Source organism: Paenibacillus sp. J22P218 (genome assembly GCF_056269195.1).
The window spans coordinates 1,738,165-1,758,528 of the sequence record NZ_JBWDNL010000001.1 but is presented as its reverse complement, the minus strand read 5'-3'; the positions used below and the strand labels follow the sequence as shown (position 1 = coordinate 1,758,528).

The 20,364-nt window shown below is 53.5% G+C and carries 16 protein-coding genes, 1 riboswitch and 1 other annotated feature; of the genes, 1 reads left to right on the top strand and 15 read right to left on the bottom strand.

Annotated elements, in window-relative coordinates; genetic code table 11:
- Positions 1 to 12 precede the first annotated feature (12 nt).
- From cobS to AC0YN0_RS07375, 7 genes are read right to left on the bottom strand one after another with little or no spacing between them, the layout of a single operon-like run.
- Entirely contained in the window at positions 13 to 843 is an 831-nt protein-coding gene (cobS, locus tag AC0YN0_RS07405; RefSeq protein WP_475820627.1) for an adenosylcobinamide-GDP ribazoletransferase, read from the bottom strand.
- Positions 825 to 1,805: an adenosylcobinamide-phosphate synthase CbiB gene (gene cbiB, locus AC0YN0_RS07400; RefSeq protein ID WP_475820921.1), complete on the bottom strand. Its 981-nt coding sequence runs from the start codon at positions 1,803 to 1,805 to the stop codon at positions 825 to 827. Before cbiB ends, cobS begins: the two co-directional genes overlap by 19 nt.
- Positions 1,802 to 2,395, bottom strand: coding sequence for a bifunctional adenosylcobinamide kinase/adenosylcobinamide-phosphate guanylyltransferase (cobU, locus tag AC0YN0_RS07395; protein ID WP_475820626.1), 594 nt, complete (start codon positions 2,393 to 2,395; stop codon positions 1,802 to 1,804). The genes cbiB and cobU overlap by 4 nt, the downstream gene beginning before the upstream one ends.
- Positions 2,396 to 2,404: 9 nt before the next feature.
- Entirely contained in the window at positions 2,405 to 3,466 is a 1,062-nt protein-coding gene (gene cobT / locus AC0YN0_RS07390; RefSeq protein WP_475820920.1) for a nicotinate-nucleotide--dimethylbenzimidazole phosphoribosyltransferase, read from the bottom strand.
- Positions 3,467 to 3,511: 45 nt separating this feature from the next.
- A complete protein-coding gene (locus AC0YN0_RS07385; protein ID WP_475820919.1) occupies positions 3,512 to 4,294 on the bottom strand; it encodes an ABC transporter ATP-binding protein in 783 nt (260 codons plus the stop codon).
- A 2-nt stretch (positions 4,295 to 4,296) separates the two neighbouring features.
- On the bottom strand, positions 4,297 to 5,334 hold the full coding sequence (locus tag AC0YN0_RS07380) for a FecCD family ABC transporter permease (protein ID WP_475820625.1): 1,038 nt from the start codon (positions 5,332 to 5,334) through the stop codon (positions 4,297 to 4,299).
- 3 nt (positions 5,335 to 5,337) lie between these two features.
- The gene (locus AC0YN0_RS07375; RefSeq protein ID WP_475820624.1) at positions 5,338 to 6,330 is read right to left on the bottom strand and encodes an ABC transporter substrate-binding protein; all 993 of its coding nucleotides are present in this window, start codon (positions 6,328 to 6,330) and stop codon (positions 5,338 to 5,340) included.
- A 413-nt stretch (positions 6,331 to 6,743) separates the two neighbouring features.
- Positions 6,744 to 6,986: riboswitch (cobalamin riboswitch) on the bottom strand.
- Positions 6,987 to 7,171: 185 nt separating this feature from the next.
- Here AC0YN0_RS07375 and AC0YN0_RS07370 point away from each other — a divergent pair.
- Complete coding sequence (locus AC0YN0_RS07370; RefSeq protein WP_475820623.1) at positions 7,172 to 7,630, top strand: hypothetical protein; 459 nt, start codon at positions 7,172 to 7,174, stop codon at positions 7,628 to 7,630.
- A 6-nt stretch (positions 7,631 to 7,636) separates the two neighbouring features.
- Here the strand turns inward: AC0YN0_RS07370 and AC0YN0_RS07365 are convergent, their stop codons facing one another.
- The 8 genes from AC0YN0_RS07365 to AC0YN0_RS07330 form a co-directional block, all read right to left on the bottom strand.
- On the bottom strand, positions 7,637 to 8,323 hold the full coding sequence (locus AC0YN0_RS07365) for a sulfite exporter TauE/SafE family protein (RefSeq protein ID WP_442050845.1): 687 nt from the start codon (positions 8,321 to 8,323) through the stop codon (positions 7,637 to 7,639).
- Complete coding sequence (locus AC0YN0_RS07360; protein ID WP_475820622.1) at positions 8,320 to 10,569, bottom strand: heavy metal translocating P-type ATPase; 2,250 nt, start codon at positions 10,567 to 10,569, stop codon at positions 8,320 to 8,322. Before AC0YN0_RS07360 ends, AC0YN0_RS07365 begins: the two co-directional genes overlap by 4 nt.
- A gap of 101 nt (positions 10,570 to 10,670) precedes the next feature.
- Entirely contained in the window at positions 10,671 to 12,596 is a 1,926-nt protein-coding gene (locus AC0YN0_RS07355) for an arginine--tRNA ligase (RefSeq protein ID WP_475820621.1), read from the bottom strand.
- A gap of 68 nt (positions 12,597 to 12,664) precedes the next feature.
- Positions 12,665 to 12,928 (bottom strand) — a binding site (T-box leader).
- Positions 12,929 to 13,055: 127 nt separating this feature from the next.
- On the bottom strand, positions 13,056 to 13,367 hold the full coding sequence (locus AC0YN0_RS07350) for a rhodanese-like domain-containing protein (protein ID WP_475820620.1): 312 nt from the start codon (positions 13,365 to 13,367) through the stop codon (positions 13,056 to 13,058).
- Positions 13,368 to 13,486: 119 nt separating this feature from the next.
- Entirely contained in the window at positions 13,487 to 16,375 is a 2,889-nt protein-coding gene (locus AC0YN0_RS07345; RefSeq protein ID WP_475820619.1) for a VWA domain-containing protein, read from the bottom strand.
- Positions 16,359 to 18,341 (bottom strand): VWA domain-containing protein, encoded by a 1,983-nt coding sequence (locus tag AC0YN0_RS07340; RefSeq protein WP_475820618.1) that lies wholly within the window; start codon positions 18,339 to 18,341, stop codon positions 16,359 to 16,361. Before AC0YN0_RS07340 ends, AC0YN0_RS07345 begins: the two co-directional genes overlap by 17 nt.
- Before the next feature lie 43 nt (positions 18,342 to 18,384).
- The gene (locus tag AC0YN0_RS07335) at positions 18,385 to 19,368 is read right to left on the bottom strand and encodes a DUF58 domain-containing protein (protein WP_475820617.1); all 984 of its coding nucleotides are present in this window, start codon (positions 19,366 to 19,368) and stop codon (positions 18,385 to 18,387) included.
- Complete coding sequence (locus AC0YN0_RS07330) at positions 19,365 to 20,354, bottom strand: AAA family ATPase (protein ID WP_475820616.1); 990 nt, start codon at positions 20,352 to 20,354, stop codon at positions 19,365 to 19,367. The genes AC0YN0_RS07335 and AC0YN0_RS07330 overlap by 4 nt, the downstream gene beginning before the upstream one ends.
- Positions 20,355 to 20,364 lie beyond the last annotated feature (10 nt).

The following is a 20,364-nucleotide window of genomic DNA, read 5'->3' as shown; positions in this document are numbered from 1 at the left end:
CCTTTTGCCCCCTTACCATGAAAATAAATAAGTCGTGCCTAATATAATTACTGCCATTAATAAAATAACAGCCTCTACCGCTTCATTCAATGCTCCATATGTATCTCCCGTTAATCCTCCGAGTTTATTTGCTAGCCAAATGGCCAATACGCCCCCTGCAACCAACGTAGACAATAAGCAGGCTAACGTGATAAGAATGGACGTCTCAATCGAATTCTGACAGGCAACAACCATGACAAAGGTAATGAGCCCGCCTATAATCAACGATAAGCCAGCCGTCGACTTTTTTACTCCAGCAAAGAGCGCTCCGATTCCTTCGCCTTGCCGTGCATTCGGCCAACCTGCTATCGCAATGCCCATCCATGCGCGTCCCCATATCGGTGAAGCGGCAATGAGCGGAAGCGCAAGCTCAAGTCGACCATCATCCCCTAGCAGCTCCGCCAGCAGCGATGCTTTGAGCAGCAGCAGCAATACTGCAGCGAGCACCCCCATCGCTCCTACGCGGCTGTCCTTCATAATTTCCAGCATTCGCTCGCGCGAGCGGTGACTGAGCACGCCATCGGCTGTATCCATCCATCCGTCCATATGAAGCCCGCCGCTCAGCGCCGTCCATAGTGCCAGCAGCAGCACCGCTGATGGCCAAGGAGGCAGAAAGAGCTGCAGCAGCCACGCAACTCCCGCAACAATGATTCCAATAAAAGCTCCCGCAATCGGAAAGTAGAGGACACTTCGCGTCAACACCGGGGAACTAAATGGCACTTGTATGGGGATAGGAAACCGTGTCAGAAATTGAAAAGCCGCAACAAGCGCCTGCCCGTGCAGCTTCAGCTTATGAGCAGCCATGCTGTCATCACTCCTGCCAATATAATAACGCTGACAACGTACAGCAAGCGTATCGTCAGCACAATATCGCTTGGCTTCAAAGGGCGCAGCGGCCAGCCCATGCGCGCGCGTTCGCTGGTCACCCCGAAGTAGACATTCGTCCCGCCGAGCTCAATGCCTATGGCTCCGGCTGCAGCAGACTCCGGAATGCCGCTGTTCGGACTTGGGTGCCGGCGAGCGAAGACGAGCATCGACTTCACGGCCCTAGTTGCCTTCATCTTAGGCAGGAGCAACGCCGATAACGCCATCAAAGCTCCCGTGAGCCGAGCAGGTATATAATTCAACACATCGTCAGTGCGAGCCGAGCACCAGCCGAAATGCCGGTATTTATCGTTCCGATAGCCGACCATGGAATCGAGCGTATTCGCCGCGCGATAAAGCATAGCTAGCGGCGCGCCTCCCAACAAAGCAAATACGAGCGGCGACACAAGAGCGTCGACCGTATTTTCGGCTACCGTCTCAATAGCGGCCCGGGACGCTTCGCCTTCATCCAACTTTGTCGTATCCCGCCCAACGATATAACCGACATATTTCCGGGCTTCATCCAATCTGCCGGCGACTAACGGCTTATAGACAAGCATAGCCGCCTCCTTGAGCCCCTTTACTGCAATCGTTGTCGAGATGAACCATGCGCTAACCGCATAGCCGAACCAAGGATGGATCGCATCGGCTACCTCTACGATGATCGCCATGATGAACCAACTTGCGGCGAGAACGGCAACGGTTAACACAATGCCGAGCATCTTGACCCTAGTTGGCCGATTGGAGTATCGCTCAGGCGCGAGCCACCGCTCCAGCAGGCGAATAAGACGGCCGATCCATATGACAGGATGCGTGGGCCATTTCGGATCGCCGACGATCCAATCGATCACAATCGCCGCAGCAACCAGAGCTAGCAGCTCCGGCATGGAATAGAAGCTCATAGCTGCTCCCATCTGAACGCTATCGCTTTCAAGTCAACCGGAATGCCTGCTGTTACGAGAAATACGCGCTCGCACACTGCGGCAATACGTTGGTTCATCCGACCGGCTTCGTCCCGGAACGCTCTGCCCAGCGGATATTCAGGCACGATACCGTCACCGACCTCATTCGTCACAATGATGAGCGGATAAGGATACCGCTCGATCGCAGCTACGAGCTTCGTTATCTCCTGCTCTAGTCGCTGATCGCCGAGCTTTTCGTAATCGACGCGAAGCATCCAATTGGTGAGCCAAAGCGTCAAACAATCCAGCAGCAGCCCAGGGACAGTCTGTGCAGCGTCCTGCTCGTATTCCCCGAATTCAGTCCGAAGCTTATTGATCAGATCCGATGCTTCATACGGTTCTTCGAGCGTCTTCCAAGCGTAGCCCGTGCCTTCACGGTCTTGCTGATGCCTCGCGATACGAGCATTCATCTCTTCGTCATACGATTGGCAAGTTGCAATATAGACACCATGATTGCCGGTTCTCATTGCATATTGCTCGGCAAAGCTGCTTTTGCCGCTGCGAGCGCCTCCCGTTACGAGTATGGCCACTTCATTCACCTACCCTTTGGACACGCCGGCGCTCTCGAATGTCGCCATCTCTTGCATCAGCTTCAGCGCAGCGTCTATGAAATGAAAGCTTAATACGGCGCCGGTTCCCTCGCCAAGACGCATCTCCAGCTGAATCATCGGCGACAAACCAATAGCTGCCAACAGCTTTAAATGTCCTTGCTCGTGGGAAAGATGCGACGCAAGCATATACGGCTTCGTCTGTTCCGTGATCCGTGAAGCTATAAGCGCAGCTGCAGATGAGATGAAGCCGTCTATCACGACAGGACAGCCGTTAGCCGCAGCTCCGATAATTACGCCAACCAAGCCGGCAATCTCAGCGCCTCCGACTTTGGCAAGCACATCAATCGGGTCGGAAGGATCGGGGTTATTAACCGCGATCGAACGTTTTACAACCTCAATCTTGCGTGCTCTCGCCTCATCGTTAATGCCTGTTCCCCTTCCTACAGACTGCTCCGGCGGAAGACCCGTCAGCACACTCGCGATTGCCGAGCTAGCCGTCGTATTGCCGATGCCCATCTCGCCCGTTGCGAACACCCGAACACCTGCCGCTGCCTGCTCATCGACGAGCTCGATGCCTGCCGCTATCGCTTGGAGCGCTTGCTCTCTCGTCATTGCCGGCCCCTTCGCCATATTAGCCGTTCCGTGAACGACTTTGCGGCTAACGAGCTTCGGATGGTCCAGATCGGCGTTGACGCCTATATCAACGCAGATCACATCCGCGCCGGCTTGCCGCGCGAGCACATTAACGGCAGCGCCGCCATTCAGAAAGTTGAGCACCATCTGCGGCGTCACTGCAGGAGGAAATGCGCTGACCCCTTCCTCGCATACACCATGATCGCCCGCCATAACAATGACCGTCTTGCGGGTCATATCCGGCCATAGCTGACCCGATATGCCGGCAAGCTGACAAGCAATGGCCTCCAGCTTGCCGAGACTGCCGGGAGGTTTCGTCAAGCTGTCCGAATGCTGCTGTGCCTGCTCAGCAGCTATATGATCGAAGTCCCGTATGCGGGAGACCGCTGATTCCAGCGTTTCCTGCCATTTGTTCATCATGTTCTTGCTCCCCTCTTTGCTTCCGAAATCCGAATATATCCGTTAGACCGATGCGCTAGGCTGCAGCATAATTTGCGGCATGCCCGTTACCGGATGCGGCACGATAGCTGTTGTTGTTTCATATACCTTTTCAATTAACGACGTTGTCAGCACTTCCTTAGGCGTTCCGACGGCAGCAATCTTCCCTTCATGCAGGACGACGAGCTCATCGCAATACAACGAAGCCAAGTTAAGATCATGCAATACTGCAATAACGGTTAATCCCCGCTCCCTCTGCCAAGACCTCACGGTATCGAGCAATTGCACTTGGTACCCGATATCCAAATACGTTGTCGGCTCATCAAGCAATATGATCGACGGTTCTTGCACCATCAGCTTCGCAAGCGCAACGCGCTGCCGTTCTCCGCCGCTTAGTTGATCCATCCTGCGTTCCTGCAGTCCAGCCAGACCCATAGCCTCGAGCGCCTCATCGATGATTTCCGCCGGATCACTCTCTTCATTGCCAAGCCAGCTTTGATACGGATAACGCCCCATGCCAACGACCTCACGTACCGTAAACCCGACCGGGGGCAATCCGCCCTGCTGCAATACGGCCATCTTGCGCGCCAATGTTTTGCGCGGCAACGATACGATTGGCTCGCCTGCCAGCAGCACTTCGCCTTTCGCTGCCTTATCAACGCCTGACAGCAGATGAAGAAGCGTTGACTTGCCGACCCCGTTAGGCCCTATAATGCCATAGATCTTGCCTTCCGCGAATGAACAGTCGAGCTCATGAAGCACCGTTCGGCCTTGAATCGTCTGTACAATTCCTTTTGCCTCCATGATAGCTATAGCTGACCGCCTCCATTCATCTTGCGCCGATGGAGCAGATAGGCAAAGAACGGCGCGCCGATCAGCGCCGTCACGACGCCTAGCGGAATTTCCCGCGGGCTAAGCGCATTGCGCGCGAGCGTATCCGCCCACAAGACGAATATGCCGCCTCCAATAGCCGAAAGCGGCGTAATCAGTCTATAATCCGGCCCCACGAGCAAGCGGATCAAGTGGGGTACTACGAGGCCGACGAAGCCGATAACGCCTGATACGGATACGGCAGCTGCCGTAAGCAGCGTAGATGCGATCAGCACGATCAGCTTCGTTCGCTCCACGCGAACGCCGGCATGGGCGGCGTGGCGTTCGCCTAGAACGAATAAATTGAGCGATTGGCTATAGATGAGAATAATAGGGAATCCGATGACAAGAAACGGAATGAGCATATATACGTTGTCCCAGTTGCGCATCGCAAGCGAACCCATGAGCCAGAACAGAATTTGATTGACGACGCCTTCAGACAGCGACACCATGAACGATACGAAAGCGCCTAAAAAGGCTTGAATGATGACACCGGATAAAATAAGCGTTTCAATATGCATCGCCCCTTTGCTTCGCGACAGCCAGAATACGCCAAACAACGTGATGCTTCCCGTCAGAAAGGCGACAAGTGGAATCGTCCACATGCCTAAAGCCATCTGGAGTCCGAACAAAATAATAAAGGCAGCGCCTACCGAGCTCCCTGAGGCGACGCCTAACGTATACGGATCGGCAAGCGGATTGCGCAGCACGCCTTGGAAGCCTGTGCCGGCAAGAGCTAGGCAGGCGCCGACGAGGACGGCAAGCAGCACGCGGGACAGCCTTACCTGCGTAACAATGGCTATTTCGCCTTTGGTATAGAGGTCTTCGCCCCCTTTCACCCACGGAAGCTCATGAATAAGAATGCCCCATACCTTGCTTACCGTAAGACCCGACGTACCGATAGAAAGACTTATGATCATAGAAACGGCAAGAAGGAGCAAAGCTGCTCCTCCATAAATGATACCTTTATGTTTCATTGCTTATTTGACGAGATCCGGGTGAATAACCTTCGCAAGCTCAAGCAATCCATCGGCGAGACGCGGCCCTACACGTACGAGCGGGTCTTCCGTCACGGCGAACATTTGCTTGTTCTTCACTGCATCGATAACGTCCCAACCAGGACGGCTCTCAATACCGGCTACAATCGGATTCGGCTCCTCCTTCCATGCTGGGTACACAATCAGTTGCGGATTTTTGGCAACGACCTCTTCCGCGTTCACCTCGAACCACCCTTGACTTCCGGCTGCCACATTCGTTCCGCCAGCTAGCGTCAGCAGCTCATCGAGGAAAGTGCCAGAGCCTACCGTCCAGCCGGGCGAGAACTCCAAATATACATTTTTCTTCTCCGCGTCTTTCACTGCGTCCGTTACCTGCTGCTTCACTTGAATCATATGGTCAGCAACTGCGGCAGCTTCCGCTTGTCTATTCATAATTTTACCTAAAGTATCGATTTTGGCAACTACTGCATCATAAGTTAGCGGATCCGTTGCATATACAGGGATATTAAGCTCGCGAAGCTGCTTAATCGCATCCACGTTCATCGAGGAAGAAGCAATGACCAGATCCGGATTAAGCCCCGTAACTACCTCAATATTCGTCGTCATATCGCCTACCAGCTGCTTAGCTACTGCCGCTTCCGGATAGTTGCTATAGCTGTCCACTCCAACGACCTGCTCTCCGGATCCGATCGCATAGATCGTTTCCGTCTCGCTTGGCGCCAGCGAAACGATCTTCGCAGGTGCTTGCGCGAATGTAATTTCCGTTCCCGTATCGTCCTTCACCGTAAGCGGATATTCCGTAGTTGCTGCGCTTTCCTGTTCGTTGTCAGGCGCGTTCGTCGGCGCTTCCGTAGCCGCATTCGATGGTTGATTCGATGCTTGCCCCTCATTATTGGCGTTCGCTCCGCAAGCCGTCATGATGACGAGCATCATCGCCAGCAGCAGCCCAATCCAAGCTTTGTTCATCTTATTCATTAATTAGCACACTCCTATACGTTCTATTTATCTAGCAAATCGGCCTTACTCGTTATAGCTGTTACGTTCGAATAAAACATGATGTTACTTTTAGCCTGCATTTCATACAGCCTAATCGGGACCAATCGACCTTTACGTGACGCTTGATTGGAAAACATACAGTCAAAATCGGCATTTTGGCCCCTTGTCGCGCTTCCCCGTCCATTTGGCTGCACAATATCCAATCAAACTTAGATATGGACGCGTTACAAGCCTTTTACTTGTATAAAATCCAATCAAAAGGCACTGCTTGATAAGATTTAAACATCAAAAAAAGCATTTCCGACGTCTTGTCAGAAATGCTGCGCGAATTCCGCTTCCAAAGCGGCAAGTAGCTATTATTCGTGTGCAACACCTCCTAGTTCCTCGTAGGATTCAGCGTTAATAAGCAGGCAGGTCTCCTGACTTGGAATATATGCCAATCGGCGTCTTCCCGAGCGTCTAAGCTCAGTGACAATATGCCGCGGCATCGGCCTTGCAACGAGAGCATGCGCTCTCCGGCCATTCCTTACAGTGGCGGGTCCGCGCCGGATTCTCACCGGCTTCCCTATTAAGTCGGAGCGGTTGTTCAAGCAGCATTCGCGCTGCTCATATAGACCGTCTCGACACCTAGTTATTTTCTATGAAATTGTCAGATGTAACTATACACATCTTCCAATCTTTTGTCTATCCCTATCGCCAAAGTCAGACTATTGTTGAACGTCGCCGGCGTTCTTTCATCCCACTGCGCCGCATAGGTAACTAAAGACGCTGTTAATTGGTTTCGTGCCTACAAAAAAAGATACAGAAAGGTGCGCTTATAATGAACTCTGACGAATCGACAGTAACGACCCAAGCACGAACGCCGCTTCTTAAGTGGATGCTCGCCTTGCTTGCCGCTGCCGTCATCATCATCGCTGCGTTCGCGTGGCTGCAAACGACGGAAGCTGCCCCACCTGCCGTCACGGAGCATTACTTCGAGGAAGGCTCATTGACGTGGGAGATCGGCCGCTATCCGGCCAAAGTGCTCGATCTGAATGATTTTCGCCTCAGTCTTAGAAATTCCGAGGGAGCGCCGTTACGTTACGCTGAGTTATCCATCGTGTTAGATATGATCGGAATGAACTGCGGCAATTACAGCTTCAAGTTAATCGAGACCGCTCCCGGCGTCTACGAGGGCGAAGGCATGCCGTTGATGGCTGGAACGTGGAAAGCAACGTTGACGCTGGATACGGCGGATGGCAGCTATATCCTTTCAAGGCGGCTCTCTGCCGTCCACTGATGATCGTTACCATAACCACGGCGAAATGCTCGGAATGACGCCGTTCACGGCCAATCCCCGCATAATGGACAATAGCCCTACAGCAATTGCCGTTACTACGCCTGCCTTGCGCATGAATCTTCTCCAGCGCCTGCCGGCGAAAGCAGCGATAGAAGCCGCGGCGGCTAGCGCCGGGAACGTAGATAGTCCGAAGATAGCCATGATGGCCGCTCCTTCCAATGGCGAGCCGCTGGCCGCAGCGTTCATCTGCATCGCATAGGTCAAGCCGCAAGGCAGGAAGCCGAAAGCAATGCCCGTCGCAAGCAAATGCGTCGTTTCGCTGGCAGGTGACTTCCCTGTTCTGCCGACCAACCGCTTATGCAGCAAGGCAGACAGCTTGCCCATAAGCGGCAGTTGAAATCTGCGCCATAACCATAATAATACGAAGCAGCCGCCTACGATTGAAGCAATGCCTTGAATGCCCGCAAGCTTGCCGGCGAGATCGACGAATGAGCCGACTGCGCCCATTACAGCACCAAGCACCGTATAAGACGTGATGCGACCTGCATTGTACAGCAGCATTGAACGGCGGGCTGACACTGTCGATTGAAGCGATACGGTCGACACGATGCCTCCGCACATGCCGATGCAATGCGGTGCGCTGAACAAGCCTGTCAGCACGATCAAGCCGATCAGATTCCACGTGAGCGTCATCGACGTCTCCGTTCCTCGCGCTTAATTTGGCCGCCTAGCCGAAGCGCGTTGCCGACGACCGATACGGAGCTCAGCGCCATCGCCGTTCCGGCCATCCAAGGCTTAAGCATGCCGAGCGCCGCGAACGGAATGATGATGCCGTTATAGAGGAAGGCGAAAGCGAGATTTTGCCGCACGTTGCGAAGCGTTAATCTGCTAATTCGAATGGCTCCAGGAATGGCGAGCAATCGCGAATTAAGCAGCGACAGATGTCCGGCTGCGAGCGCCGCATCCGTCCCGTTGCCCATCGCGATGCCGACATCGGAGGATGCGAGCGCCGGCGCATCATTCCAGCCGTCTCCGGCCATAGCGACTCGCTTGCCCCGATCCTTCAACCGCTCGACAAGCGACTGCTTTGCTTCGGGCAGCATGGACGCGTGCACCTCCGTAATCCCTGCTGCCTTTGCCGCAGCCCGGGCAGGCGCTTCCCGATCCCCTGTCGCCAGCAGAATCGATACGCCTAGCGATCGTAAGTCCCTGACGACCGATCTGGCGTCGGATTTCACCGAATCAATAAGGGCAATCATAGCTACGCATTCATCATTAATAGCGATGAACAGTACCGTCTCCCCAGCAGCTTCCTTGCTCTTCGCGAACTTCTCGCCCTCTTCGCTGACCAGCCAGCCCCGCGACTTAGCGAAGCCCGCATTGCCAACGCCGACCTGCTGCTTGTTGACCATGGCAACAACTCCGCCGCCGGGCGTATACACTTGGCTCTCGGGCATAGGTATGACAAGACCTGTCTTCGCCGCTTCTTGACGGATTGCAGCCGCAAGCGGATGCGAAGATGCCGATTCCGCTGCCGCTGCAAGACGGAGCGCCGAAGAGCGGCTGCCCTTGAGCGGTTGGAGCGCGCTTACTCTCGGCTTGCCCTCGGTCAATGTGCCCGTCTTGTCGAATATGACGGTATCGATTAACGCAAGACGCTCCAGCGCTCCCGCTTCCTTCGCGACGATGCCTTGCTTCGCCAGGCGGCCCGAGGCCAGCACGAGCGAGATCGGAGCAGCCAGCCCGAGCGCACACGGACAAGCAGCCAGCATAACGGCGATGGAGCTGACGAACGCCCGGCTCCAATTGCCTGGATCAAGCACAGCGCTCCATAGGATGAAGGTAAGTGCAGCTAGCAGCAGCATTAGCGGTACGAACCAGCCCGCGGCCGCATCCACATTGCGTTGGATCGACGATTTGGACCGCTGTGCTTGCCTGACAAGCTCGCCGATTCGGCTCAGCAGCGTATCATGGCCAGCAGCCTTCGTCCATATGCGGAGCCGGCCGCCGACATTGCGCGTGCCTGCCCAGATGGAATCGCCCTCACGTTTCGCAACGGGCGTACTCTCCCCTGTCAACAGCGCTTCATCGGCAGATGAGTCACCCGAGATAACCGTTCCGTCAACCGGCACAAGCTCGCCGGCCTCGACGATAACCGTATCGCCCGCACGCACGAACTCCGTGCGAAGCTGCGTCACTTGGCCGGCGCGCTCAACGGAAGCCGTCTGGCTTTGAAGGGTTGCATAGCCGGCTGTATTGAGGTTCGCCTTTAACGAAGCGGAAGCCTCGATATATTTGCCAAGCAAAACGGCGGTAATGACAACCGCTGACGTCTCGAAATAGAGCGCCGGCATCTCTGCCTCAAAGCTCGAACCGCTTAACAGATCCTGTTGGAACACGATGTAATGGCTGTACAGATAAGCTGCGGTCGTGCCTACTGCAACGAGCACGTCCATATTGGCGCTCTTCTGCCTAAGCGCATAATAAGCGCCGAAGTAGAAGGGCATGCCGATTACGAATTGAATCACCGTCGCTAGCACCAGCTGCAGCCAAGGCAATGTCAGCCATGTAGGTATATAAGCAGCAAGCGGCGATAAAATGGGCAAATGGTGAACCATGGTAAGCAGCAGAGGCAGTGTCAGCAGGAGCGAAACGATTAATCGAAGCTTTAAAATCGCATGCTCCTTGCGCAGACCCGTATCGCCATGCTCGCTTAATGAAGCCGTGAAGCCAAGCTGGCTTACGCGCTCGGCGATCTGCTCGGGACTTACCCGCTCTGGCGAGAATTGCACCCAAGCGGTGCGCAGCGGGAAGCTTACTGCCGCTTCATAGACGCCTTCCAACTTCCCTACCGACTTCTCTATTCGTGCCGCGCAAGCGGAACAGCTCATTCCCTGCACGGCAAAGTCGATCATCATTCCGTTATCCGGCGAATTCATTGAACCCGCCTCCTTCCATTCCGCATTAAACGACCGATGCCTGTACCCATCTGGGTTCATTTATATGTGGGACCAGTCGTTTGCATGAATGGAATGTGAGGTTACATGCTTTCGGGAGCAGGCAATCCGAGAATGTCGAGCGCCTCGCCAAGCGTCTGCTTGTAACGTTGCGTAAGCCATAAGCGCAGCTGACGCTGAGCAGGAGATGCCTTCAGTATTGGACATGTCGCATAAAAATGATTAAACAACGTTGCCAGCTCATAGGTGTAATTGCAGATTATGTTCGGCGCAAGCTCGAGCTCCGCCGCCTGCAATACCTCCGGCCAGTAGCATAGCTGCCTTAGAACGGCATGCTCCTGCTTCTCGAGCGACTGCTCGAACTGGACTTCCGGCACTTGAACGCCTGCTTGCTCGGCTTTCGCCATAATGCTGCAAGCCCGAGCGTAGGCATAAAGCAGATACACGCCTGTATTGCCCGATATTTCCGTCGCTTGCTCCAGATCGAACACAATCTCTGTCTGCAGATGGAAGCGCAGCAAGTAGTAACGAATGGAAGCAGCCGCTATTGTTCGGCTCGTAAGACCTTGCTTTCTTGAACGCTTGGCATCGATAATGCCTTCCATTCTGTCGAGCAGTTCCGATACTTTGATCCCGATACCTTGGCGGCCGGACATCGGATAAGCATGTTTGCCGGCTGTAGTGTCTACGCCTAGTCCGGCAGCTGTAGATGGGCTTAATGACACAACCCCGTAGCTGACATGCTTGAGCTGCTCGGCTTGACTTGTGTAACCTAACGCTAACAGCGCTTGCTTCACCATGGCCTGCGGGTACTGCTGCCTCTGATCGATCACATTAATTACGGCATCTGCCTTGCCGATCTTCTTCTTCACGCCTCCTGCTTGCGTTGACCATAGACCGCTGCCGAACTTGCGATAACGAAAATCTTTGTCCAGCAAGCCGAACTTCCACAGATGATAAGCGATATCCTTAGCCGTATACGTCAAAATTCCATTCGAGCGAACAAGCACCTTGTCTGCTTGATGTTCGCCTTGCTGCTGATCGGATTGTTCGGCTTCTAAAGGCTCTGACAGGTTGTCAGCTTCATGTGACGGCTGCACGCTTCCAAGCACCCAACAGCCTGCAAGCTTCCCCTGCTGCTCCTGTCTGAAAACGTTCGTCTGCTGCAGCAGCTCGAAGGTGCGCTCCCAGAATCCTCCGCTAACGATACTGCTTTCCCATACGAGCACATCATAATCGATCCCGAACTGTTTCATCTCCTCGACATGTTCGCTAACGATGCGCTCTGCGATAAGCAGCCCCATCCAAGCAATGTTGTTGCCCCCTTCTTCCAGGTGCGCAAGTACGCGTGAACGCTCTTGCAGCAATTCGGGCTGTTCCTTATACGCTTGATTCACCTTCGCATACGTCTCCCAACAGAAGTCGCCAAATCTCGCATGCGACTGAGCCGCCCACGTGTTCAGTATGCCAACGACCGTATCGGCTAATTGATTGCCAAGGTCGTCGATGTAATTATGCACCTCTACAAGATGTCCGGCTTGCTTCATCAATCTAGCCAGCGTATCACCGATACAGGAATTTCTTAAATGTCCGATATGGGCAGACTTGTTCGGGTTAATCGACGTATGTTCGATGAGTACCTTATGCTTATGCTTTTGCTGCTTCTTAGCTTTTATTGCTGCTGCTCCATCCTCAATTAGCTTCGCCCACTGCTCCCAATTGACATAGAAATTAATAAAGCCCGGCGGAGCGACATCGATGGTTGCGAACAGTTGAATAATCGCGTTATTAGCTTGCAGCTTTTCCTTAACCTGAGCTGCAATAACGAGAGGAGCACGCTTTAGATGCTTCGCCAGTTGCATCGCTATGCCGCTGCTGAACTCGCCGTTCGCCTCGTTAGCCGGATGTTCCACTACGACATTGACTTTGTCCTGGAGCGCCAACCCTTCTTCCGTTGCGATCTTTTTTACGGCATTAGTTAATGCGGTTAACAGTTGTTCTTTCAACACTTTATATTCCTCCTCCTTGTTATCGCCAAATCGAGTCCGAACGCCAAAAAAGCCCTCGTCTCCAATAATAAAGAGACGAGAGCTTGCTGATTCCCGCGGTACCACTCTAAGTATCGAACCTGCAATGAGGTTCAATCACTCGATTTGATAACGGTCATTGACCGGATTTGTCTACTCCGATAGCCGCCTTTGCATTGACCTTGACTGCGCGGAATCGTTTCGACAAACCATTTCCCGGGCCCGCTTCATCTTAGACATCCGTACCGGCTTCCACTGTTCCGGCTCGCTGCGACTATCCGTCCTAAGATTACTGTCCCGTTCATTAATGTTAGATTTGTGAAAATTCTGAATATATCTTAAACGTATTTATACACGATGCCGCTTAGCATTGTCAAGGGGGATCATAAATAGCGGCACTAAGCTAAGAAGCCTAGTGCCGCCATATTCCTCATTATGCGATTATTCGCCGGTTACAACTTCGCCGTTCCAAGCAAGCATACCGCCCGACACGTTAATAACGGTGTGGCCTAGCGCGCCTAAGTAGTCGCATGCTTTGCCGCTTCGTCCGCCGCTGCGGCAGATGATGACGATCTCCATCTCTTCCTGCGGGAACTCGTCTACACGCTGAACGATTTCCGATAACGGAATGTTGCGTGCCTCTTTAATATGACCGGCTTCCCATTCATCGACCTCGCGAACGTCGATCAAATTGATAGACTCGCCGTTTTTAAGCTTTTGTTCCAGTTCCTGCGTCGTCAGTTCCTGAGTCATATAGACATCTCCTTCAAGCGTAGCTGCTTATTATAGTCGTTGATATGAATTGTATCGCGTCCTATCGCTCGTGTCCATATGAAGGAGAACGGTTGCTATTGGAAAAACCATATCTGCGGCTATCTCCGCTTTTTGTTTTTGGCAGCAAGCAGACGGTTGATCGTTCCGTCCGTTGCATTATCCTGCTCTATCCGAGCAGCGCTCGAGCCGGGTTGATTCGTGTTCGTCACAGATGCAGTCGCATTCGCTAAAGGTGACAAATCACTCGGCTTTGTTCGATCGTCGCTCTCTTTGGATGGAGATATTCCAGACACGCCGCCGTAGAAGCGACTTGCTTCGGTTGTCCTTCTCTTTAGCCTTGATACCGCATTGGTTGAGTTTAAAACTTCATTCGTATGACCGCGATTACGTCCATTGCGTTGCCGTAACAAAGTTCCCGCCCATTCGAGCATCCGTCCATAAGGCAATGACAGCCTTCGCAGAGCGATGTCCAGCAACCAAAGGAGCAAGGCGGCGACGAGCAGTTTATTCGTCAAATCGATCGGCTTGCGAGCCTCCAGCGGCTTGAAATCAAATACCGTTTGAGGATCGTCCAACAGCAATTTGCGCCCGCCGGTCGTGGCGGCGATCTGAGCCATCGTCTCTGGACCGTCCGTGTTCGATAATCGGTATTCAGGCGAATAAGGAATGACGAAAGCCGATGTCGTACCGCCTTCAATTGCGTTTCCGTTCGACTTCTGTCCGATTTGAGCCAAATAAACGCCAGGTTCTGTCGCAGGCAAGGTCGTTTCATACTCTCCCGGCCCGATCGGCATTAAGCGGCGAACGGAATAGCTGCCTGATTCGTCTTCAATCCCCGCAGACAGCGCACTGTCGAATGAGCCCGCGTCAGCTTCTGAACGTACCTTCAAAGTGGCTTGGCCCCCGTCTTGCTCGGTCGTTATCGAATACGGATTGTTCACAAACTGAGGGAACGTCCACTTCACCCATTCGGCAAGCACGGTTGGAAAGGCAGGCCACTGCACCCAATCGCGTGCCCACTTGCCCGTAACGTCGCTTGTCCATGCGACAGAACGTCCAGAGCCATATTGCCAGCGGGCTAGCAGTGGATCGCCATCCGGCGTCAATAGAGCGACTTCCGCCGCTTCTTTCGCTGTTGCGGCGATATAAGCGTTAATCTTTGGCACGCCGCCGTTCCACAGCTTCCCCCAATCAGCAGCCCTAGCGACTGCTGGCGTAAACGACTGCTCCACAATATAAGTACGAGACATCATTACCGTCTCGCGACTGAAGATGGCAGGAAGCGTGCTTTGGTCTTTGGTGAAGTAAAACCGCCCTTTTGCAGCCTTCGCCAACCGTTCAAGCAACGCTTGATCTGCTCCATCGCCTACTGCGACCGTAGAGAGCGTCATTTGGTCCTCTACAATGGCATCGGTTAACGCGTCATAACCAGGATTCGTCGCCGACTGACCGTCCGTAAGCAAAATCATATGTTTGCGCTGCGCATCCACTTCTAGAAGCCCTTCATAACCGGCTTGGAGCGCATTATAAATTTCGGTGCCGCCTTCGGATTGAATCCCTTGAATGCGTTCAATAATCGAATCGCGGTTCGACAGTTTCTCAGGCTCTACCACCCACCATGGTGCGGAATCGAAGGCAATAACCCCTACCGTATCTACGTCTCTCATCAGCTCGATCGTTCTAATTGCCGCTTCCTTCGCCAGCTCCAGCTTGCCGTCCGACATACTGCCTGAGCGGTCGATCACGAGCACGAGACCTAGAGAAGGTATCTGGCGTTTGCCTTGCAAATCCATATAAACAGGCAGCGCCCGCTCGACAGGCGTCTTGAAATAACCGCCTAAGCCGAAGCTGTCTTCCCCGCCGAGCATGACGAGACCGACGCCGTAATCGCTGACGGCTTTGCCCAGCCATTCCATCGGCTTCTCCGCAATTCGAGTAGCTGGCACATTGTTCAAAATAATACTGTCGTAGCTTGCATACTCTGCAAGCTCAACTGAAAGCTGCTCCGGCATAATCGTCGTATGTCCGATGAATGAAGCAGACAGTGCAGCTTCTACATTGGCCGACGATTGCGGTTGTCCTTCTACAATCAATACATGCGGCGGTCCCGCAACCCGGCTGAAGGCGTATGCCGTATTATTAGCAGCCTGCTCATCATTAGGTGTATACAATTCGGCTCTGAAGCGGTGATAGCCTGGTTCAACTGCAATACTGTTCAGTACGAAACGATTATCGCCTTTCTCCAGTTGCACCTGCGTGACCGATATTTCCTCATTATCAGCGAATAATCGCAGCTCGGCTTGCTGGGATGTCGTACTCGATACCGAAATCTCGAACGGGAAGGTTTCCCCTTGCGTAAGCGTGGCAGGCACATCAAGCGATTCGATTGCAGCGTCATTAATAGGCTCCGTATGGATCTCAACAACATCAACGGCAATCCCCGCGCCTGCAAGCAATCTCGCTTGACGCCTCACATCGCCTGCATTTTCCGCCCCATCGGAGAGCAGAACAACTCTCCCTCCACCTTCCTTCTGGAGCATTGCGGCAGCCAGCTGCAAGCCCCCGGACAGATCGGTGAACCGATTATTAACCGTTGTTCGGAAGGTGAAGTCAGCAGAATCATCGAGGAGCTCGTCCGATATCGTCCTTTCGACAGCTGCATTCAGTCCCACCGATACGACGCCTGCCTTATCGTCCTCGTTTCTGGCAGCCCAAACGCCTGTGATCCATTCACCGATACGCTCATCGGCCTGCATACTGGCAGAGCGGTCGGAAACGAAGACAATACTTCGCTGCTGATTAATAACGTAAGGTTGTACTTGTGCTATGACGGCAATGAGCAACAGCGTAATCATGCCTCTTATTGTAATCGCCGCTGCCTTGCGACCGCCCTTCAATCGAATCGTGGAACGAATAATCCAAATCATATACAGCAGCCAAGGCAACAGCAGCAGAAGTGCCCAAGGCGTTTCAGCTTGAATGCCCACGTCGGTACACCTCCCATTCCGCCGCCATCAAGAACAGCAACAGCGCTGCAGCCCACGCAACAAGAGATAGAGCCGTTTCATTCGTCTGGTGCGCGACAGCTTGATTAGGTTCATTCGCTTGGTTCGTTTGGGTGAGTCGGAGCACAGGCGATGATTCAGGTGAAGACGCGAGCTCTGCAGCATCCGCATGAACAGCAAGCATACGGCTCCCGACTACCTCTCCTTCGGCATCGACTTCAACCAGCCGATAGAGGCCTGGCACGGAAGGCGCTTCATAGATGTCATTAGCCTGTCGTTCTAGCTTGACGGGACTGTTTCCAACCGATTGCTCAGGCTTCAGGCTGTTGTTCAGCAGTTCCATGGTTTCCCATTGCGCCGTGATTGAATTCGAATGAAGAGATAGTTCCATAAGCTGATCTGCCGAGGTTATGCCAAGCTCAAGCTGCGAGCCTCCGCTCATCCACTCGGCTGCTTGAATGATCAGCACCGGAAACTCGGATCTGAGCGGCAGATCGGTATCCTGAAGGTTAAAGGTGAATCTCAGCTTCGGCTTACCTCCCGCATCTCCAGCATAGATTGCTGGTATGCCGCCATAGGACAATACCGGCTTCCCCCAGCCAAGCTCCTCTGCCGGCGGCTTAAGAAGCCTTCCAATATGCGTGTCAGCGAACGTGATGTAAGAGGTTACCGGATGCTCTTGAACGATCGTTTGTGCGTTTGAAGGGACTGCGCTCTGCCCATCCTCTTCCGTTGGATGGTCAATTAACCAAAGCGGCTTCGCTTCCAGCAGCGATGCCCAGCCAGGCTCGTCGTATAGACGCGGATCGTTGCCATCAAGTACGATCCAATCTATATTTTGGGAGATTTCTCCGCTCGGCACAACGCTATCAGGACTGACTCTAACCGTCTTAATGCCTGCCAGCTGCAGCGCCTTCTCCAGAAATAGATTGCCATCCGTTACGAGAAGCGCTTCCTTTGCACGCGGCGTATCAGGAAATTGATAGGCGCTATTATCGATCGCTATAGCATCCGTCGAATGACGAAGTTCTGCTTTGTAAAAAGAGGCTGCCGGCAAACCTGACAACTGTACGCTCTCCCATTCCCCCGCAGCAATATCGACGGATTTCTCGGCGGCAAGCGTCAACTTGCCTTGAGCATCCTGAGCCCAAATGTCGAGCTGTGCTTTCCGTACAACCTGACTGTCATTATTGATCGTGACGACCGCTGAATAACTTCCATCATTGTTCGCATCAGCCTTAATCCCGAAATATAAAATCGCTTGATTATTACGCTGCTTTGGATTTCCGGCAATGTTCAGCGACACATTATGATTTAGCTGTATCGCATTTGCCTCCGCTGCGTCCGGCCATAATCCGTCAGTGAATACGGCCATCTCTCCGTCACGCTCATCCAGCAGCAAGGAATGTGCTAGCGACAATGCAGCTGAATTGTCTGTCCTGCCATAGACAGGCGCAATCGACTGGAGCTTCTCCTTCAGTGCTCCGTGATCCTTCGTACGCGACAGCAGAACTTCCGGCTGCTGTCCCGTCACAACCAAGGTAATCGGTCGATTGGCAGGCTGGCCCGACAGCCACTGCTCCGCTTCCGATACAGCTTGATCCAGCTTGGTTCCGCGTCCGTCTCCATCGTCAGCCGAGCGGGCCGTCATGGACGCTGATCGATCGATGACAATGATCGCATGCCCGCTAGCTGTAGATGGTCTCATAATAACCGGCTGCATAAGCGCAAAAATGAGCAGCAGCGCTGCCAACAATTGCAGGATCAGCAGCAGTCTGCTCCGCAGCTTTTGCCAAGGCCTGTTCGCTTCCTGTTCGTTCAGCACTCTGCGCCACAGCATATGACTTGCGATTTCCTGCTCTAAGTACGCTCTCTTCAAAATATACATAGCCGCAATCAACGGCAACAGAATCGCAAACCATGCCGACGGAAGCGACAAAAACTGCATATTGGACCTCCTCTCCAAAGCCGTTGCCCGGGCTTAAGATTAATTACGACTTGCCCGCTAGTGCCTGTTCAGGCAGCAAAATATGATGGATCGTGTCGTTGAGTGAAATACCTGTATTCACGAATACATAGATGACTCCCCGTTCGGCGCAAAGGTGCTTCAATCGCTCTATGTATTCCGATACAGCTTTGCGATAGTCGGAGAGAAGCCGGTGACCAACCGCTATATCTTTGCCTGTCTTGAGCTCACTGTCTATGAGCTTAAGTTCTCCGCTTAGCCCCGGGTCCAGCTCGGAAGGCGATAGCAGATGGCATAGAACAACCTGCTGCTTCGCCGCTTGAAGCGATACGATCGCAGCTTCGATTCCTTCTTCGAACATCGCATCGGTCAATAACCAGGATACGCCGCTTCGGCGTGGAAGTACGCCTGGCGCCCGAAACACAGCAGAAAGATCAAGCGCAGATAAAGCGCTCTCGGATGATTGCTCGTAATTGATGCTACGCGTTGCATCCGCAATGAACTGGAACCATTTTGGCGATGAGGCTCTGCCGTGTACGGGCGGAAGCTCCTGCACAATGCGGTCAGTGAACAGCTTCATAGCTACTCGATCATCGCCGCATAGCGCGGCATAACCTACGCTCGCCGCGAGCCTTAAAGCGTACTGCAGCTTGTTCGTTTCCTGCGCGCCGAACGACATCGAACGTGAAATATCGACATACATATGGACGATTAATTCTTGCTCGTCCCAATATTGACGGACATACGCTCGCCTTGTCCTGCCATAGACACTCCAATCGATTCGTCTAATATCATCACCTGGCGCATAGGGCCGATAGTCGGCGAACTCCTGAGATCCGCCTAAGGAAACCGATCTACGCTTGCCTGCCAACGTCCCCTTCACTTTGCTTCGGGAAGCAATTCGCAGCTGCTCAATACGCCCTAGCAGCGACATATCCGGGAATAGCAGCCTCAAAGCTTCTTCAGCGTTTAGCTTTTGTATCGGTGAATGATTGTGAGCTTCACTCATCGCTCTGCCTCGATCGATTGTAAGATCGCCTCGGTCATGCGATCGCTGGAAAGCCCCATTGCCTGCGCTTCGTAACCAAGCACAATCCGATGTCTCAGAACCGGAAATGCCGTTTCGCGGATATCGTTCCAGCTAACATGCAATCGCCCGGCGCATAAGGCCCGAACCTTGCTTACCAAGGCGATCGCTTGAAGCGCCCGCGGGCCGGCACCGAAACGGACGTATCGTTTCACATCGTCAGGCGCATCCGCCTCGCCCGGATGTGTCATCATAATCATCTTCACGGCTGCATCGAGCAGCTCGTCAGCGAGCAATATTTGCTTCGCCATTAGCTGAATGGCAGACAACGATTCACCGTCCATGACGACGGACGCCTTATGCTGCTCCACCGATGACGTGCGCAGTACAATCTGCTTCAGTTCTTCCCTGCTCGGATAGTCCACGCCGATCTTCAGCAGAAAGCGGTCAAGCTGCGCTTCCGGCAGCGGATACGTGCCTTCCTGCTCGATCGGATTTTGCGTTGCCAGCACGAAAAACGGTTTAGGCAGCACATGAGTTTCGCCGCCGGCCGTCACCGTTCCCTCCTGCATCGCTTCGAGCAGCGCGCTCTGCGTCTTCGGCGTTGCGCGATTGATCTCATCGGCCAGCACCAGATTGCCGAACAATGGCCCCGGCTGGAACCGCTGTACAGCTACTCCTTGCGAAGAGAAATCGATTAATGTCGTTCCTGTAATATCCGAGGGCATCAGATCCGGCGTGAACTGGATTCGCGAGAACTGCAGCGATACGCAGTCAGCCACCGTTCTTACGAGCATCGTCTTGCCGAGTCCTGGAATGCCTTCAAGCAGCGCATGTCCGCCTGCCAGCAAGCACCAGAGCAGCTGCTCGACTACATTTTGCTGGCCGACGATCACTCTTCCAATCTCATCTCTCAGCTGGGAGATTCGCGAGGCTGCCTCATCCAATTGCGATTTCGACTCTATCATAGAAGCCTCC

What these genes read in the sequence shown, in the direction of transcription:
- AC0YN0_RS07370 (WP_475820623.1), top strand. Translation starts at nt 7,172, where the DNA reads ATGAACTCTGACGAATCGACAGTAACGACCCAAGCACGAACGCCGCTT.
- AC0YN0_RS07335 (WP_475820617.1), bottom strand. Translation starts at nt 19,368, where the DNA reads ATGAGTGAAGCTCACAATCATTCACCGATACAAAAGCTAAACGCTGAA.
- AC0YN0_RS07375 (WP_475820624.1), bottom strand. Translation starts at nt 6,330, where the DNA reads ATGAATAAGATGAACAAAGCTTGGATTGGGCTGCTGCTGGCGATGATG.
- cobS (WP_475820627.1), bottom strand. Translation starts at nt 843, where the DNA reads ATGGCTGCTCATAAGCTGAAGCTGCACGGGCAGGCGCTTGTTGCGGCT.
- AC0YN0_RS07365 (WP_442050845.1), bottom strand. Translation starts at nt 8,323, where the DNA reads ATGACGCTCACGTGGAATCTGATCGGCTTGATCGTGCTGACAGGCTTG.
- AC0YN0_RS07360 (WP_475820622.1), bottom strand. Translation starts at nt 10,569, where the DNA reads ATGAATTCGCCGGATAACGGAATGATGATCGACTTTGCCGTGCAGGGA.
- AC0YN0_RS07330 (WP_475820616.1), bottom strand. Translation starts at nt 20,354, where the DNA reads ATGATAGAGTCGAAATCGCAATTGGATGAGGCAGCCTCGCGAATCTCC.
- cobT (WP_475820920.1), bottom strand. Translation starts at nt 3,466, where the DNA reads ATGAACAAATGGCAGGAAACGCTGGAATCAGCGGTCTCCCGCATACGG.
- AC0YN0_RS07350 (WP_475820620.1), bottom strand. Translation starts at nt 13,367, where the DNA reads ATGACTCAGGAACTGACGACGCAGGAACTGGAACAAAAGCTTAAAAAC.
- cbiB (WP_475820921.1), bottom strand. Translation starts at nt 1,805, where the DNA reads ATGAGCTTCTATTCCATGCCGGAGCTGCTAGCTCTGGTTGCTGCGGCG.
- AC0YN0_RS07340 (WP_475820618.1), bottom strand. Translation starts at nt 18,341, where the DNA reads ATGCAGTTTTTGTCGCTTCCGTCGGCATGGTTTGCGATTCTGTTGCCG.
- AC0YN0_RS07380 (WP_475820625.1), bottom strand. Translation starts at nt 5,334, where the DNA reads ATGAAACATAAAGGTATCATTTATGGAGGAGCAGCTTTGCTCCTTCTT.